This window comes from Thermomonas sp. HDW16 (assembly GCF_011302915.1).
In the GTDB taxonomy this organism is placed as follows: Bacteria; Pseudomonadota; Gammaproteobacteria; order Xanthomonadales; family Xanthomonadaceae; genus Thermomonas.
On sequence record NZ_CP049872.1, the window covers coordinates 2015775 to 2029478 of the forward strand.

Here is a 13704-nt window from a genome sequence, read left to right on the forward strand (position 1 = left end):
TCCCTTGAGGCGGGAAAGCGGGCTGTTATACCCTGCCGGGCACACAGCGGCAACCACGCAAGCATGCGCCCGTCCGCGTTGAAGGCCCGTGATCGACCCATCTTTCATCAGTAAATCCCTCATCGCGCTGCTGCGCGGCTACAAGCGCTGGATCAGCCCCCTGCTCGGCACCCGCTGCCGGTTCGCGCCCACCTGTTCGGAGTATGCGATGCAGGCGATCGACCGCTTTGGCGCACTCAAGGGCAGCTGGCTGGCGCTCCGTCGCATCGGCCGCTGCCACCCCCTGCATCCCGGTGGACACGATCCCGTGCCGTCGCCCAAGGAACCGACATGACTTCGACCCTGATCGTGAATGCCCGCCTCGTGAACGAAGGCCGCGAGTTCGATGGCGACCTGCGCTTTGCGGATGGCCTGATCACCGAAATCGGCAGCGGCCTGTCCCCGCGCGATGGCGAAACCGTCATCGATGCCGCCGGACGCCGCCTGCTGCCGGGAATGATCGACGACCAGGTGCATTTCCGCGAACCCGGCATGGAATACAAGGCCGACATGGCGATCGAGTCCGCCGCGGCGGTGGCCGGCGGCCTGACCAGCTTCATGGACATGCCCAACACCAATCCGCCGACACTCAACCGCGAGGCGCTGGAAGACAAATACCTCCGCGCCGCCGGCCGTTGCCGGGCGAACTACGGCTTCTACATGGGTGCCAGCAACGACAACCTGGCCGATGTCCGCGCCATCGATCCCAAGGCCACGCCCGGCCTGAAAGTGTTCATGGGTGCGTCCACCGGCAACATGCTGGTCGACAACCCGGAGACGCTGGACGCGATCTTCCGCGACACCCCGGTGCCGATCATCACCCACTGCGAAGACACCCCGACCATCAACGCCACCCTCGCCGAATTCCAGGCGAAGTACGGCGACGACATCCCGGTCGAATGCCACCCGGACATCCGTTCGCGCGAGGCCTGCATCAAGTCCACCCGCTTGGCGCTCTCGCTGGCGAACAAGCACGGCACCCAGCTGCACGTGCTGCACATCAGCACCGCCGACGAACTGGCGCTGTTCGAGCAAGGCCCACTGATCCGCGCAGACGGCAGCCGCAAGAAAATCACTGCCGAAACCTGCGTGCACTTCACCCGCTTCGCGCGCCCCGACTATGACCGCCTGGGCAACCTGATCAAGTGCAACCCGGCGATCAAGGACGAAGCCGACCGCGAGGCGATCATCGATGCCATCGCCGACGACCGCATCGACGTCCTCGCCACCGACCACGCGCCGCACACGCTGGAAGAAAAGGCCAAGCCGTACGCCAGCGCACCCAGCGGCCTGCCGCTGGTGCAATTCGCCCTTAACGCCGCGCTGGAGCTGGTTCACGAAGGCCGCTTGACCACCGCGCAGGTCGTGCAGAAATTCGCACATGCGCCAGCGCAATTGTTCGATGTAGCCAATCGCGGATACTTGCGCGAAGGCTATGCGGCCGACCTCGTCCTCATCGACGACACGCCCTACACCGTCCGTCGCGAAGACGTGCTGAGCAAATGCGGCTGGTCGCCGTTCGAAGGCACCACCTTCCATTCGCGGATCGCCGCGACCTGGGTCAATGGCGTGCTGGCATGGGACGGTTCAGCGCTGGTCGGCGATCCTGCCGGGCAACGCCTGCAATTCGACCGCTGATGCAATTTCGCCTGGTTCCGCTCTGTTTCTGCCTCGCGCTCGCCGGCATCTCCGCCGCGCAATCGGCTCCTGCCGATACCAAACCGATGGTGGGCGGCGACAGCGCGATCCCGATGCGCGCCACCCGCTTGCCCGCCTCCGCGCAGCAGGGCTCGATGGTGCTGGGCGTGACCCATCCGGCCGCGCTCGTGGAAGTGGCGGGCCGCACGCTGCGGGTCACGCCCTACGGCAGCTTCGTGTTCGGCATCGGCCGCGACGCCAGCGGCGAAGTCATCGTCAGGATCAAGCAACCGGCGACGGGCTGGATCGAACATCGCATCGCGATCACCCCGCGTGATTGGCCCATCGAACGCATCAACGGCGTGCCGCCGGCAACGGTGAACCCGCCGAAAGCGATTGCCGAGCGCATCGAACGCGAACAGGCCCGCGTGGTCGCCGTGCGCAGCCGCGACGATGAACGCACCGGCTTCGCGCAAGCCTTCATCTGGCCGGTGCAGGGCCGCATCAGCGGCCGCTTCGGCAACCAGCGCGTGTACAACGGCACGCCGAAAGCCCCGCATTCGGGCATGGATATCGCCGCCGCCAACGGCACCCCGGTCAAGGCGCCCGCCGACGGCGTGGTCAGCTTCGCCGACCCCGACCTCTACCTCACCGGCGGCACCGTGGTGCTCGACCACGGCCACGGCATCAGCAGCAACTTCCTGCATCTTTCACGCATCGACGCCAAGGTCGGCGACGCGGTGAAACAGGGCGATATCATCGGTGCCGTCGGCGCGACCGGCCGCGCGACCGGCCCGCACCTGCATTGGGGCATGAACTGGTTCGACACCCGCATCGATCCGCTGCTTGTGCTTGAGCGCAAATAGCAAGACACCGCAAAGCGTTGGCGAGTCTGGCGGGTATTCGCGTAGCGACATTTCGAGTTGCGGAGCGAATACCCGCCAGACTCGCCAACGCCTCAGTGACTAGCCGTTGCGGCCGCTCACGCTGGCCACCGCATCATGTGGATGCAGGCTCTCGAAATGCGCCACCCGCACGCTCCAAGCGGCAACCCGGGCATCGCCTGCCAACGCGGCCGCGACGCGGCGCGCGGCGTCCTCGCAGAACATCAGGTTGGCGGCATTGAGTTCGGCAAAGGCCTGTTCGTCCTCGCGCTTGACGGCGGTCTGCACCGGGGTGCCGAGTGCGGCTTCCGCGGCATCGACCAGCAACTTCAACGGCAACTCGTCGAATGCCGGCTTCAGTTCCACCCGGATCTCGGCACGGCTGCGCTGTGCATGCGGGGTTGCCGCCAGGCCGCGTTCGGAGGCCAGCCAGTCACGCACCACGTCGTTCGACAGCGGGCGCAGGCCGGGGAAATCCTCGGCGAAACGCTGCGCATTGACCTGCCGCGACAGCGCCGCCGACGCCGGGCAGGTACTCGAATATTCGACCGAGAATGCAAGCGACAACTGCAGATGGCCATCGCGCAGCTCGGCTTCCAGCGCCACCGGATAGTTTTTCCACCCGGCATTGCTGCTGGCCAGCGCGGGACGCAGCAACAGGTGGTCGTAGCGCAGGCGCAGGCGCGCACGCGCCGACAAGCCCTGCTGCGAGGCGATGCAGGCTTCCAGCAATTTGCGCAACGCGGGGGCGCTCAGTGCTTCGTTGGCCAGCGATTCCTGCAACTGCAGGTACAGGCGCGACATGTGGATGCCGCGCGCAGCGGCATCGCCCAGGTCGACCGCGACATCGACCGATGCCGGGACGTGCAAGACCTGTCCGTTCTCGCCATTGAGGCGAATCGGCATGGCCATTGCATCCATGCCGACCCAATCCAGCGGGCGCGCGAACGCGGCCGCGTCGTCGGCGACATCGGGCAATGGGGCTTGGCGGGAACTGTTGTGCATCGCGTCATTGTACCGGCGCGAACGTGAGCATCCCCGCAACGCTGCGTACCCCGACCAGGCGCGATCAGCCGCGGGCCGCCCGCCAGGCCGTGGCCAGGGCGCTCAGCCGCGGCAAAGCCGGCGACTTGCCCTGCGCATAACGCTGCAGGCGGCCGCGCACCATCGCGGCATGGATGCGCCCGGGCCGGGTGCCGTCGCCCGGCTGCGGCCATTGCGCGAGCAGCCCGCGCGCCCAGCCACGGACATCCAGATCGCCCAGCGGGGTGGCGCCATCCGGGTGGCGCAGCACGCGCTCGGCCAGCAGGGAGACCACCACGTTGCGTGCCGGGGCCGGGGCCACGCTGTCGAACAGGTGCTGGGCCACGCCGGCCACGGCCTCGGCATACGGTTCGAGCGCGAACAGCACGGCATCGAGGTTGGCCGGGCGTTCACGGCTCGCGCGCAATGCAGGCAGGCAGGTCGCCAGGTTGTCCCAGGGTGCGGGGATTTTCTGCAGGGCCAGGCCAAGCGGGTGCCGGCGCGCACCGCGCGACCAGCCATCCAGTTCCTCCGCCCACCAGCCCAACTTGGCATCGCCTGGGCGCGGATCTTCCCCGCCCCATGCGGCCTCACTCAGTTCATCGCGCAGGGCGAACCAGGCCTGCGCGCGTTCGCGCTGCACCTGGGGCACGAACACCTCGGCTACCGTCCATTCCGGCCACTGCGCCCGCCACTTGTCGAGGAAGCCCTGCAAGGCCTCGCGGTCGCTCATCGCAGTGATCCCCACAGCGCGGGATCCAGCAGGTCGCGCGCGGAATCCGCCAACACGTCGCCGCCCCATGTATTCGGATCGTCGCCTTCGGGACGATAGCCCCACAGGGCGACCACCGAACGCATCCGGGCCGCGCGCGCAGCATCGATATCGCGCTGGTCGTCGCCGACGTAGACGCAATCCTCGATGGCTACGCCGAGTTGCTCCGCCGAATGCAGCAGCGGCAACGGATGTGGTTTGCGCTGCGGCAGGCTGTCGCCGCCGACCAGGATCGCGCTGCGCGTGTCCCAGCCGAGTTGCGGCATGACCTGCTTCGCCAGGTATTCCGGTTTGTTGGTGACGATGCCCCAACGCGCGCCTTCGGCTTCGATCGCATCCAGCAGTTCTGCCACGCCATCGAACAGCACGCTGCTGCGGCCGAGCTCCTGCTCGTAGGTGTCGAGGAACTCGCGGATCATCTCGCCACTGACCTCGCCGCCCAGTTCCGGGAACGCCGCGGCGCTCATCGCCCGCGAGCCCTTGGACACGTGCGGACGCAACTCATCCAGCGGCATCGGTCCTTGCCCGCGCGCCGCGCGCATGCGGTTGACCGTGGTCGCCATGTCCGGCGCGCTGTCCAGCAAGGTACCGTCCAGGTCGAACAGCACCAGCTTCGGGAACGTATGACTCATGCCGGCTTGCGCGCGCAGGCGAGGTAATTGATGTCGGTGCGCGAGATCACCCGCGCGCTGTTGCGCCACGGCTCGTACATCAATCCGCTGACGTCTTCCAGTTCCAGGCCAGCCTCGCGCAGCCACTTCGCCAGTTCCGATGGCTTGATGAAATCGCGGTACTGGTGGGTGCCCTTCGGCAACACGCGCGCGACGTACTCGGCACCGACGATGGCCAACGCGAACGCCGCCGGCGTGCGATTGAGGGTGGACAGGAACAGGCGGCCGCCGGGCTTGAGCAACTTCGTGCAGGCATCGATGATCGACGCCGGCTGCGGCACGTGCTCCAGCATTTCCATGCAGGTGATCGCGTCGAACGATGCCGGCGCTTCTTCCGCCAAAGTTTCCACCGACATCTCGCGGTAATCGACCTTGATGCCGGGCTGTTGCTGGGCAAGTTCCAGTCCATGCAGGCGCGCGACCTTGAGCAGGTTCGGCGCAAGGTCGATGGCCGTGACCTTGGCGCCGGACTGCGCCAGCGCCTCGCTCAACAGACCGCCGCCGCAACCGACATCGAGCACCGCGGCATCGCGCAATGGCACGCGTTCGGCAACATAGCCAAGCCGCGCCGGGTTCAGCGCATGCAGGGCTTTCTGCGGGCCGTTTGGATCCCACCAACGCTGGGCCAGTTCGTCGAACTTGTCGAGTTCGGCCTGCGAGAAATTGCTCGATGCTGCGTTCATGCCGCGCGCACTCCTGCGATGCGGTCGCGCCACTGGCGCGCATTGGCGATGATGCCGTCGATATCCATGTCCACCAGCACGCGCTGGCGCAACTTGTGGCTGCCCGCGATCCAGACGTCACTGACCTGGTGGCGGCCGCTGGCGTAGATCAGTTGCGAGACCACGTTGTGCAACGGCTGGGTTTCCAGTGCGGACAGATCGATACAGGCGATGTCGGCCTGCTTGCCCAGTTCGAGGCTGCCGACCAGATGGTCGAAGCCGATCGCCTTGGCGCCGCCCAATGTGGCCGCGCGTAGCGCTTCATGCGCATCAAAGCCCGCAGCATCGTCGGCCACCGCCTTGGCCAGGATCGCCGCGGTGCGGGTCTCGCCGACCATGTCGAGGTCGTTGTTGCTGGCGCAGCCATCGGTGCCGATGGCGAGCGTCACCCCCGCGCGTTCCAGCGCGCAGGCCGGGCAGAACCCCGAGGCTAGCTTGAGGTTGGATTCCGGGCAATGCACCACGCTCACGCCGCGTTCGGCGCACAGGTGGATCTCGGCCTCAGTCAGCTGGGTCATGTGCACCGCGATCAGGCGGTCGTTGAACAGACCCAGCCGATCGATGCGCGCGATCGGACGCTGGCCGTACTGCTCCACCGACTGCTGCACTTCCTGCGCGGTCTCGTGCAGGTGCAGGTGCACCGGGATGTCCAGTTGGTCGGACAGCAGGCGAATGCGCTCGAAGTTGGCATCGTTCACCGTGTACGGCGCATGCGGCGCGAACGCGGTGCCGATCAGCGCGTCGTCGCGCCAGGCATCGTGCACTTCGCCGGCGCGGTCGAAATATTCGTCGTCACTGCTGGCCCAGGCGGTGGGAAAATCGATCACCGGCAGGCCGATCCGCGCACGGAAGCCGTGGCGCTTGTAGGTGGCGGCCTGTACGTCCGGGAAGAAGTAGTTTTCGTTGCAGCAAGTGGTGCCGCCGCGCAGCATCTCGGCGATGGCCAGGGTCACACCATCGGCGACGAAATCCGGGCCGATCACCGCACCCTCGATCGGCCAGATGTGCTGCTGCAGCCAGACCTTGAGCGGCAGGTCGTCGGCGACGCCGCGCAGCAGGGTCATCGGGTTGTGGGTATGCGCGTTGACGAAGCCGGGGATCAGCGCGGCGTCGGGTCGCGAAACGGTTTCCTTCGCGCTGAAGCGCGAACGTGCCTCGGCGATCGGCAGCACGGCGACGATGGCGCCAGCGGAAACGACGACGGCCTGATCCGTGAGGACCACGCCGTGCGGGACGACCGGCACGACCCAGCCGGCTTCGATGATGAGATCGCAGGCCTGCGGGGCGTTGTCGGTCATCGGCTTACTTCACGCGGGAGACGTATTCGCCGCTGCGGGTATCGACCTTGATGATCTCTTCCTGGGCGACGAACAGCGGCACGCGCACCACCGCGCCGGTCTCCAGCGTGGCTGGCTTGCCGCCGGTACCGGCGGTGTCGCCCTTCACGCCCGGATCGGTCTCGACGATCTTCAGTTCGACGAAATTCGGCGGGGTGACCTGGATCGCGTTGCCGTTGAACAGCGTGACCACGCATTCTTCCTCGCCCTTGATCCACTTGGCGGCATCGCCCACGCCGGCCTTGTCGGCCTGGATCTGCTCGAAGCTTTCCTGGTTCATGAAGTGCCAGTACTCGCCGTCGGCGTACAGGAACTGCATGTCGGTATCGACCACGTCCGCGGCTTCCACCGAGTCGGTCGACTTCATGGTGATTTCCTGCACGCGGCCGGTGCGGATCTGGCGGAAACGCACGCGGGTGAAGGCCTGGCCCTTACCCGGCTTGACGTAATCGGTTTCGAAGATGATCGAAGGTTCGTTGTTGACCAGGATCTTCATCCCGTTCTTGACGTCGTTCATGCCCAGGGTGGCCATGGGTACTCCTTGGTGCCGCCCGCGCGGGCGGCATAAAATGTGGGGTTCGGGATTCCGGCGCGACCGGAACATGTCTTTGGATCGCAGACGCACATGATACCTGTTGCCCCCATGGCCTTGCAGCCTGCCCCCGCCCCGCGCTGGCGGCAGGCCTGGCGCGAGGCCCTGCGCGACCCGCGCGAACTGCTGGCGTTGCTGGGCCTGGACGCGCTGGCTGGCGACCTTTCCGACAACGCCGCGGCCCAGTTCCCGCTGCGGGTACCGCGCGGCTTCGTCGCCCGCATGCGCCACGGCGATGCGCAGGATCCATTGCTGCGGCAGGTGCTGCCGATCCTCGATGAAGACCGCATCGTCCCGGGCTTCGGCCTGGATGCCGTGGGCGATGAAGCGGCCCGGCGCGGCGGTGGCGTGATCCACAAATACAACGGCCGTGCCCTGCTGATAGCCACCGGCAGCTGCGCGGTGCATTGCCGCTACTGCTTTCGTCGCCATTACCCATACGCCGAAGACACCGCGGCGGCGGCTGGCTGGCGCGAGGCGGTCGAACTGATCCGCGGCGATGCCTCGATCCACGAGGTCATCCTCTCCGGCGGCGACCCACTCTCACTGGCCGACCACAAGCTGGCCGAACTGACCGAAGCCCTGCGCGAGATTCCGCACCTGCGCCGCCTGCGCATTCACACCCGCCTGCCGGTGGTGTTGCCGGAGCGGGTGGATGCTGGTCTGCTGGCCTGGCTGCGCGGGCTGCCGTGGCCGGTCGCCATCGTCATCCACGCCAACCACGCCAACGAGTTCGATGCCGCGGTGGATGCCGCACTTGCCGATTTGCGCGATGCCGGCATCACCCTGCTCAACCAGGCGGTGCTGCTGCGCGGGGTGAACGATTCGGTCGATGCACTGGCCGACTTGTGTGAACGCGGATACGCGGCCGGTGTACTTCCCTACTACCTGCACCAGCTGGACCGCGTGGCCGGCACCGCGCATTTCGAGATCGACGATGCGCGGGCGTTGGCCTTGCATGCCGCATTGGCCGCGCGCCTGCCCGGCTACCTGGTGCCGAAACTGGTGCGTGAGATCGCCGGACAGCCCGGCAAGACCCCGCTGCTGGCACCGGACAGCGGCACTCCGGCCTCCGGATGAGTTAGCCTCTGCGTATCCCCCGACATTTCGAGCGACTCCACCTGCATGGCCATCGGTAAGGACACCGCACTGCGATTGATGTTGGTCGACGATCAGGTCAACGAGGCCGAGGCCATCGTCAGCGGCCTGCGCAATGCCGGCATCGCGGTGCGCCCGCTGCGCCCGGAATCACTGGACGAACTGGCCAGCCAGCTGGCCCAGCAGCAGGTCGACCTGGTGTTGGCCGAATACGCCTCGCAGAACCTCCCGTTCAATGAAGTGGCGATGGTGGTCGGCGGCTGCGGCCGCGACGTGCCGCTGCTGGCCGTGCTGGATGGCGTGACCGATGAAATTCTGGATGCCGTGCAGGCGCTTGGGGCGCAAGGCGTGGCCCTGCGCGGGCGACCGCCGCAGTTGCTGAAGGCCGTGCGCGGCCAGTGGATCGACCTCGATGCGCGCCGCTCGCAGCGCCATCTGGAAGCACAGATGCGCGAGACCGAGCGCCGCTGCGACGCGCTGATCGATTCCTCGCGTGAACCCATCGCCTACATCCACGAAGGCATGCACATCCGCGCCAACCCGGCCTACCTTGAGATGTTCGGTTACGAGGATTTCGAGGACATCGAGGGCATGTCCCTGCTCGACCTGGTGGCGCCCGCCCACGTGGACGAGTTCAAGGCGCTGCTCAAGCGCCTGTCCAAGGGCGAAGCACCGCCACCGCGTTATGAACTGACCGCGCGCGACATCGAAGGCAACGACTTTCCCGCGATCATGGAGTTCACCGCCGCGCAATACGAAGGCGAAGCCTGCCAGCAGGTGATCTTCCGCCGCCAGGCGATGGATGCGGATCCGGAACTGGCGCGGCAGGTCGAGCAGCTCAAGCAGCGCGACCAAGGCACCGGCCTGCTCAACCGCCCCACCTTCCTCGGCCTGCTGGACGCGGCGGTGGCCGAAGCCGCCAGCCAGGGCGCGACCCATGGCCTACTGCTGATCGAACCCGACCACTATGCGCAACTGCTGCAGGTGATCGGGCTGGATGCCGCCGACGAACTGATGACGGCGATGGGCCAACGCCTGGACAGCGTGACCCCGGGCGGCACCATCGCCCGCTTCGGCGAGCACCAGCTGGCGCTGCTGGTGCGTGGCAGCGACCACATGGCCACCAGCGAACTGGCCGAACGCGTGCGCGATGCCTTCGCCGAACACGTACTGACGGTCGGCAACCATTCGCTCAATGCCACGGTCAGTATTGGCGGCGTGCAGATCGGCGAGAAGATCGCCAGCACCAGTCAGGTACTGGCCAAGGCCAACCAGGGCGTCGTGTCCGCGGCCGGCGTGGGCGGCAACCGGGCCGAATTGTTCGATCCGGGCGCCGTTGACCGTGCCGAGCTGGAACGCATCGAAGCCTGGGTGGCGCGAATCAAGGTGGCGCTGGAAGGCGACGGCTTCCACCTCGATTTCCAGCCGGTGATCGCGCTGCAGGGCGACGGCGTCGAGCGCTACGAAATGTACCTGCACCTGTACGGCAGCGATGGCGAACCGGTCGATGCCGGCACCTACCTGCCGATTGCCGAGGAACACGGCCTGCTGGGCCAGATCGACCGCTGGGCGGTGGCACGCGCAATCGAACTGATCGGCGAACGCCTGCAGGCCGGCAAACGCACCAGCCTGCTGCTCTCATTGTCCAGCGAGGCGGTGCAGGATCCGACCATGGCCAGCTTCATCGCCGCGCACCTGTCCTCCGCCGGCGTGCCTGGCGAATTGCTGGTGCTGGCGGTGCCGGAAGCCAAGGTGTTCACCAACCTCAGCGCCGCGCAGGCATTCCTGGGCGCGATGGCCGGCTTCGGCGTGCGCATCGCGCTGGAGCGCTTCGGCGCCGGCCTCAACTCGATGCAGCTGCTGAGTCACTTCGACCCGGCCTTCCTCAAGATCGACCCGCAATTCATGGACGACCTGGCCAAGAGCACGGATTCCCAGCAGCAGGTGCGCAACATCGCCAGCCAGGCTGCCGGCCGCGGCATCCGCACCATCGCCGACGGCGTGCAGGACGCCACCAGCATGACCCTGTTGTTCTCTGCGGGGATCGATTTCGTGCAGGGCGATTTCCTGGCCCCGGCCGGCCCAACCATGAACTACGACTTCAGCTGATCGATCGGCTGCCGACCGTGCCACCACGAAAAAGCCCGCCGGATGGCGGGCTTTTCGATTGCATCGGAGGCGGCGTGGAACTCAGGAAACGATGCCTTCGCGGATATCACCGGCCTTCGGCGTGGCATTGCGCAGCGCGATGATGCGCTCCTCCAGCGGCGGGTGGCTCATCAGCAGGCGCTTCAGGCCGCCACCGGCACCACCGCTGATGCCGAACGCCGCCACCTGCTTGGGCAGGGTGCTTTCGCCATGGGTCTGCGCCAGCCGCTCCAGCGCGGCGATCATCTTCGGCTTGCCCGCCAGCGCGGCGCCACCGGCATCGGCGCGGAATTCGCGATGGCGCGAGAACCACATCGCGATCATCGAGGCGAACAGGCCGAACACCATGTCCAGCACGAACACGCTGAGGTAGTAGCCGATGCCGTAGCCGTCGCGATTGCCCAGGTAACTGTCGATGGCGCGGCCCACCAGCCGCGACAGCACGATCACGAAGGTATTCAGCACGCCCTGCAGCAGCGCCATCGTCACCATGTCGCCATTGGCGATGTGGCTGACTTCGTGGCCCAGCACGGCCTCGGCCTCGTCGCGGTTCATCGCCCGCAGCAGGCCGGTGGACACCGCCACCAACGCCTTGTTGCGGTTGGCGCCGGTGGCGAAGGCATTGATCTCCGGCGCGTCGTAGATGGCGACCTCGGGCATGCCGATGCCGGCCTTCTGCGCCTGCAGGCGCACGGTGGTCAGCAGCCACTGTTCGGCCTCGTTGCGCGGGGTGTCGATGACATGCGCGCCGGTGGCGCGCTTGGCCACCCATTTGGACAGCAGCAGGGAGACGATGGAACCGCCGAAGCCGAACAGCGCGGCCATCACCAGCAGGCCGGCGAAGCTTTGCGGGTTCACCCCGAGGATCGACATGACGATACTGACCAAGGCCAGCACGGCCATATTGGTCGCAAGGAACAGGAACACACGCTTGAACATCGGTCTGGCATCCTGCCGCAGGAAAAGGCGCGGCTTGTCGACGAAGTGTGGCCGCGCATCCATAAATTCAATCTGAAAGCGCGACCTTCCGATGCCGGAGACCTCCTACCGCGGCCGCTTCGCCCCCTCGCCCACCGGGCCGCTACACGCCGGCTCGATGCTGGCGGCATTGGGCAGCTGGCTGCTGGCGCGCCAGGCCGGCGGCGAGTGGCTGCTGCGGATCGAGGACATCGATCCGCCACGCGAAGTGGCAGGTGCCGCCCGCCAGCAACGGCAGGCGCTGGACGCGTTCGGGCTGCAGCACGATGGCGAGATTGTCCGGCAAAGCCAGCGTGGACACCTGTATCGCGCCGCGCTCAACCGATTGATGGCGCAGGGACTGGCGTTCGAATGCCACTGCAGCCGCGCCGAACTGGCAGCCGTTGGCGGCATCCACCGCCACTGCGTCGCAACCACCCCACGCCATGACCCGGCGATCCGCCTGCGCGTGGCGGATGGTTGCGAAATCGTTTTCGAAGATGCCGTACACGGCCCAGTCGTCCAGCGCGTCGATCGCGACGTGGGCGATTTCGTCCTGCTGCGCACCGATGGCCTGTGGGCCTATCAGCTGGCGGTGGTGGTGGACGATGCCGAGCAAGGCATCACCGACGTGGTGCGCGGCGCCGACTTGCTGGATTCCACGCCCAGGCAAATCCTGCTGCAGCGTGCACTGGGCCTGGCGACCCCGCGCTATGCGCATTTGCCGCTGCTGCTGGACGATGATGGCAAGAAGCTGTCCAAGTCCGATGCCGCGCTGCCGGTCGATGTCGAAGACCGGTTGCCGACGCTGCGCCTGCTGTGGCATTGCCTGGGGCAATCGCCACTCCCTGCGGACGCCCTGCAATCGACGCCCGCATTCCTTGATGTCGCCATCGCGGCATTCCGGCTCGAGCGCGTGCCGCGCCGCGCGTTGCCGCTGTCCGCCGCAGTGCACAACGATTCCGCAACATCGCATGCCTAGAATCGAAGCCCTCATCCCATGTCTTTCAGGAGATCCACATGACTTCCCGAGTTGCATTCGTGACCGGCGGCACCGGTGGCATCGGCACCGCCATCGTCAAGCGCCTGGCCGACATGGGCCACAAGGTCGCCACCAACTATCGCAACGAGGAGCGCGCGCGCGCCTGGCAGGAACAGATGAAGGCGCAGGGCTACGACGTGGCCATCGTCAAGGGTGACGTCACCTCGCCGGAAGAGGCAGCGACAATGGTGCGCGAAGTGGAAACCGCGCTGGGCCCGATCGAGATCCTGGTCAACAATGCCGGCATCACCCGCGACGGCACCTTCCACAAGATGAAGGCCGACCAATGGTCGGACGTGATCAACACCAACCTCAATTCGGTGTTCAACGTTACCCGCCCGGTGATCGAAGGCATGCGCGAACGCAAATGGGGCCGGGTCATCCAGATCAGCTCGATCAACGGCCTCAAGGGCCAGTACGGCCAGGCCAATTACGCGGCGGCCAAGGCCGGCATGCATGGCTTCACCATTTCGCTGGCGCGCGAAAACGCCCGCAACGGCGTGACCGTCAATACCATCTCGCCCGGCTATATCGCCACTGACATGGTGATGGCGGTGCCGGAGGAAGTACGCGCGAAGATCGTGGCCGACATCCCCACTGGTCGCCTCGGCACGCCGGACGAGATCGCCTACGGCGTGGCCTTCCTGGCCGACGAGCAGGCCGGCTGGATTACCGGCAGCAACCTCGACATCAACGGCGGCCATCACATGGGGTGGTGACAACACGCTGGCGCATTGCCTGGACAAGACGGGCCGGCATTGCCGGCTCGTTTTTTGTTGCA

At 66.6% G+C, this 13704-nt stretch carries 14 protein-coding genes; 7 read left to right on the forward strand and 7 right to left on the reverse strand.

Features of this window, described 5'->3' with window-relative positions:
* Positions 1-88: 88 nt before the first annotated feature.
* The 3 genes from yidD (at position 89) to G7079_RS09350 (ending at position 2543) form a co-directional block, all read left to right on the forward strand.
* The gene (yidD, locus tag G7079_RS09340; RefSeq protein WP_166057050.1) at positions 89-334 is read left to right on the forward strand and encodes a membrane protein insertion efficiency factor YidD; all 246 of its coding nucleotides are present in this window, start codon (positions 89-91) and stop codon (positions 332-334) included.
* Positions 331-1677 carry a dihydroorotase gene (locus tag G7079_RS09345; RefSeq protein WP_166057051.1) on the forward strand — a complete coding sequence of 449 codons (1347 nt, stop codon included), beginning with the start codon at positions 331-333 and terminating at the stop codon, positions 1675-1677. Before yidD ends, G7079_RS09345 begins: the two co-directional genes overlap by 4 nt.
* An 86-nt stretch (positions 1678-1763) precedes the next feature.
* The gene (locus G7079_RS09350; RefSeq protein ID WP_240906282.1) at positions 1764-2543 is read left to right on the forward strand and encodes a M23 family metallopeptidase; all 780 of its coding nucleotides are present in this window, start codon (positions 1764-1766) and stop codon (positions 2541-2543) included.
* Positions 2544-2642: 99 nt separating this feature from the next.
* Here the strand turns inward: G7079_RS09350 and folE2 are convergent, their stop codons facing one another.
* The 6 genes from folE2 to efp all read right to left on the reverse strand — a co-directional run bounded on the left by folE2 (position 2643) and on the right by efp (position 7618).
* Positions 2643-3566 (reverse strand): GTP cyclohydrolase FolE2, encoded by a 924-nt coding sequence (gene folE2, locus G7079_RS09355; protein WP_166057053.1) that lies wholly within the window; start codon positions 3564-3566, stop codon positions 2643-2645.
* A 64-nt stretch (positions 3567-3630) separates the two neighbouring features.
* Positions 3631-4317 carry a phytoene/squalene synthase family protein gene (locus G7079_RS09360; RefSeq protein ID WP_166057054.1) on the reverse strand — a complete coding sequence of 229 codons (687 nt, stop codon included), beginning with the start codon at positions 4315-4317 and terminating at the stop codon, positions 3631-3633.
* Positions 4314-4988, reverse strand: a complete 675-nt coding sequence (gph, locus tag G7079_RS09365; RefSeq protein WP_166057055.1) for a phosphoglycolate phosphatase — start codon at positions 4986-4988, stop codon at positions 4314-4316. The genes G7079_RS09360 and gph overlap by 4 nt, the downstream gene beginning before the upstream one ends.
* Positions 4985-5710, reverse strand: coding sequence for a bifunctional 2-polyprenyl-6-hydroxyphenol methylase/3-demethylubiquinol 3-O-methyltransferase UbiG (gene ubiG / locus G7079_RS09370; RefSeq protein WP_166057057.1), 726 nt, complete (start codon positions 5708-5710; stop codon positions 4985-4987). The genes gph and ubiG overlap by 4 nt, the downstream gene beginning before the upstream one ends.
* A complete protein-coding gene (locus tag G7079_RS09375; RefSeq protein WP_166057058.1) occupies positions 5707-7047 on the reverse strand; it encodes a TRZ/ATZ family hydrolase in 1341 nt (446 codons plus the stop codon). The genes ubiG and G7079_RS09375 overlap by 4 nt, the downstream gene beginning before the upstream one ends.
* A gap of 4 nt (positions 7048-7051) precedes the next feature.
* A complete protein-coding gene (gene efp, locus G7079_RS09380) occupies positions 7052-7618 on the reverse strand; it encodes an elongation factor P (RefSeq protein ID WP_166057059.1) in 567 nt (188 codons plus the stop codon).
* A gap of 93 nt (positions 7619-7711) precedes the next feature.
* Between efp and epmB the strand changes: the two genes are divergently transcribed.
* The gene (gene epmB / locus G7079_RS09385; RefSeq protein ID WP_166057060.1) at positions 7712-8758 is read left to right on the forward strand and encodes an EF-P beta-lysylation protein EpmB; all 1047 of its coding nucleotides are present in this window, start codon (positions 7712-7714) and stop codon (positions 8756-8758) included.
* Between the two features lie 45 nt (positions 8759-8803).
* On the forward strand, positions 8804-10885 hold the full coding sequence (locus G7079_RS09390; protein WP_166057061.1) for an EAL domain-containing protein: 2082 nt from the start codon (positions 8804-8806) through the stop codon (positions 10883-10885).
* An 81-nt stretch (positions 10886-10966) separates the two neighbouring features.
* On the opposite strand, the gene htpX is transcribed toward G7079_RS09390, so the two are convergent.
* Positions 10967-11863, reverse strand: coding sequence for a protease HtpX (gene htpX, locus G7079_RS09395; RefSeq protein ID WP_166057062.1), 897 nt, complete (start codon positions 11861-11863; stop codon positions 10967-10969).
* A gap of 91 nt (positions 11864-11954) precedes the next feature.
* On the opposite strand from htpX, the gene gluQRS reads away from it, so the two are divergent.
* Together gluQRS and G7079_RS09405 are read left to right on the forward strand one after the other, a co-directional pair.
* Positions 11955-12863, forward strand: a complete 909-nt coding sequence (gene gluQRS / locus G7079_RS09400; RefSeq protein ID WP_166057063.1) for a tRNA glutamyl-Q(34) synthetase GluQRS — start codon at positions 11955-11957, stop codon at positions 12861-12863.
* A 38-nt stretch (positions 12864-12901) separates the two neighbouring features.
* Positions 12902-13642, forward strand: coding sequence for a beta-ketoacyl-ACP reductase (locus G7079_RS09405; RefSeq protein ID WP_166057064.1), 741 nt, complete (start codon positions 12902-12904; stop codon positions 13640-13642).
* Positions 13643-13704 lie beyond the last annotated feature (62 nt).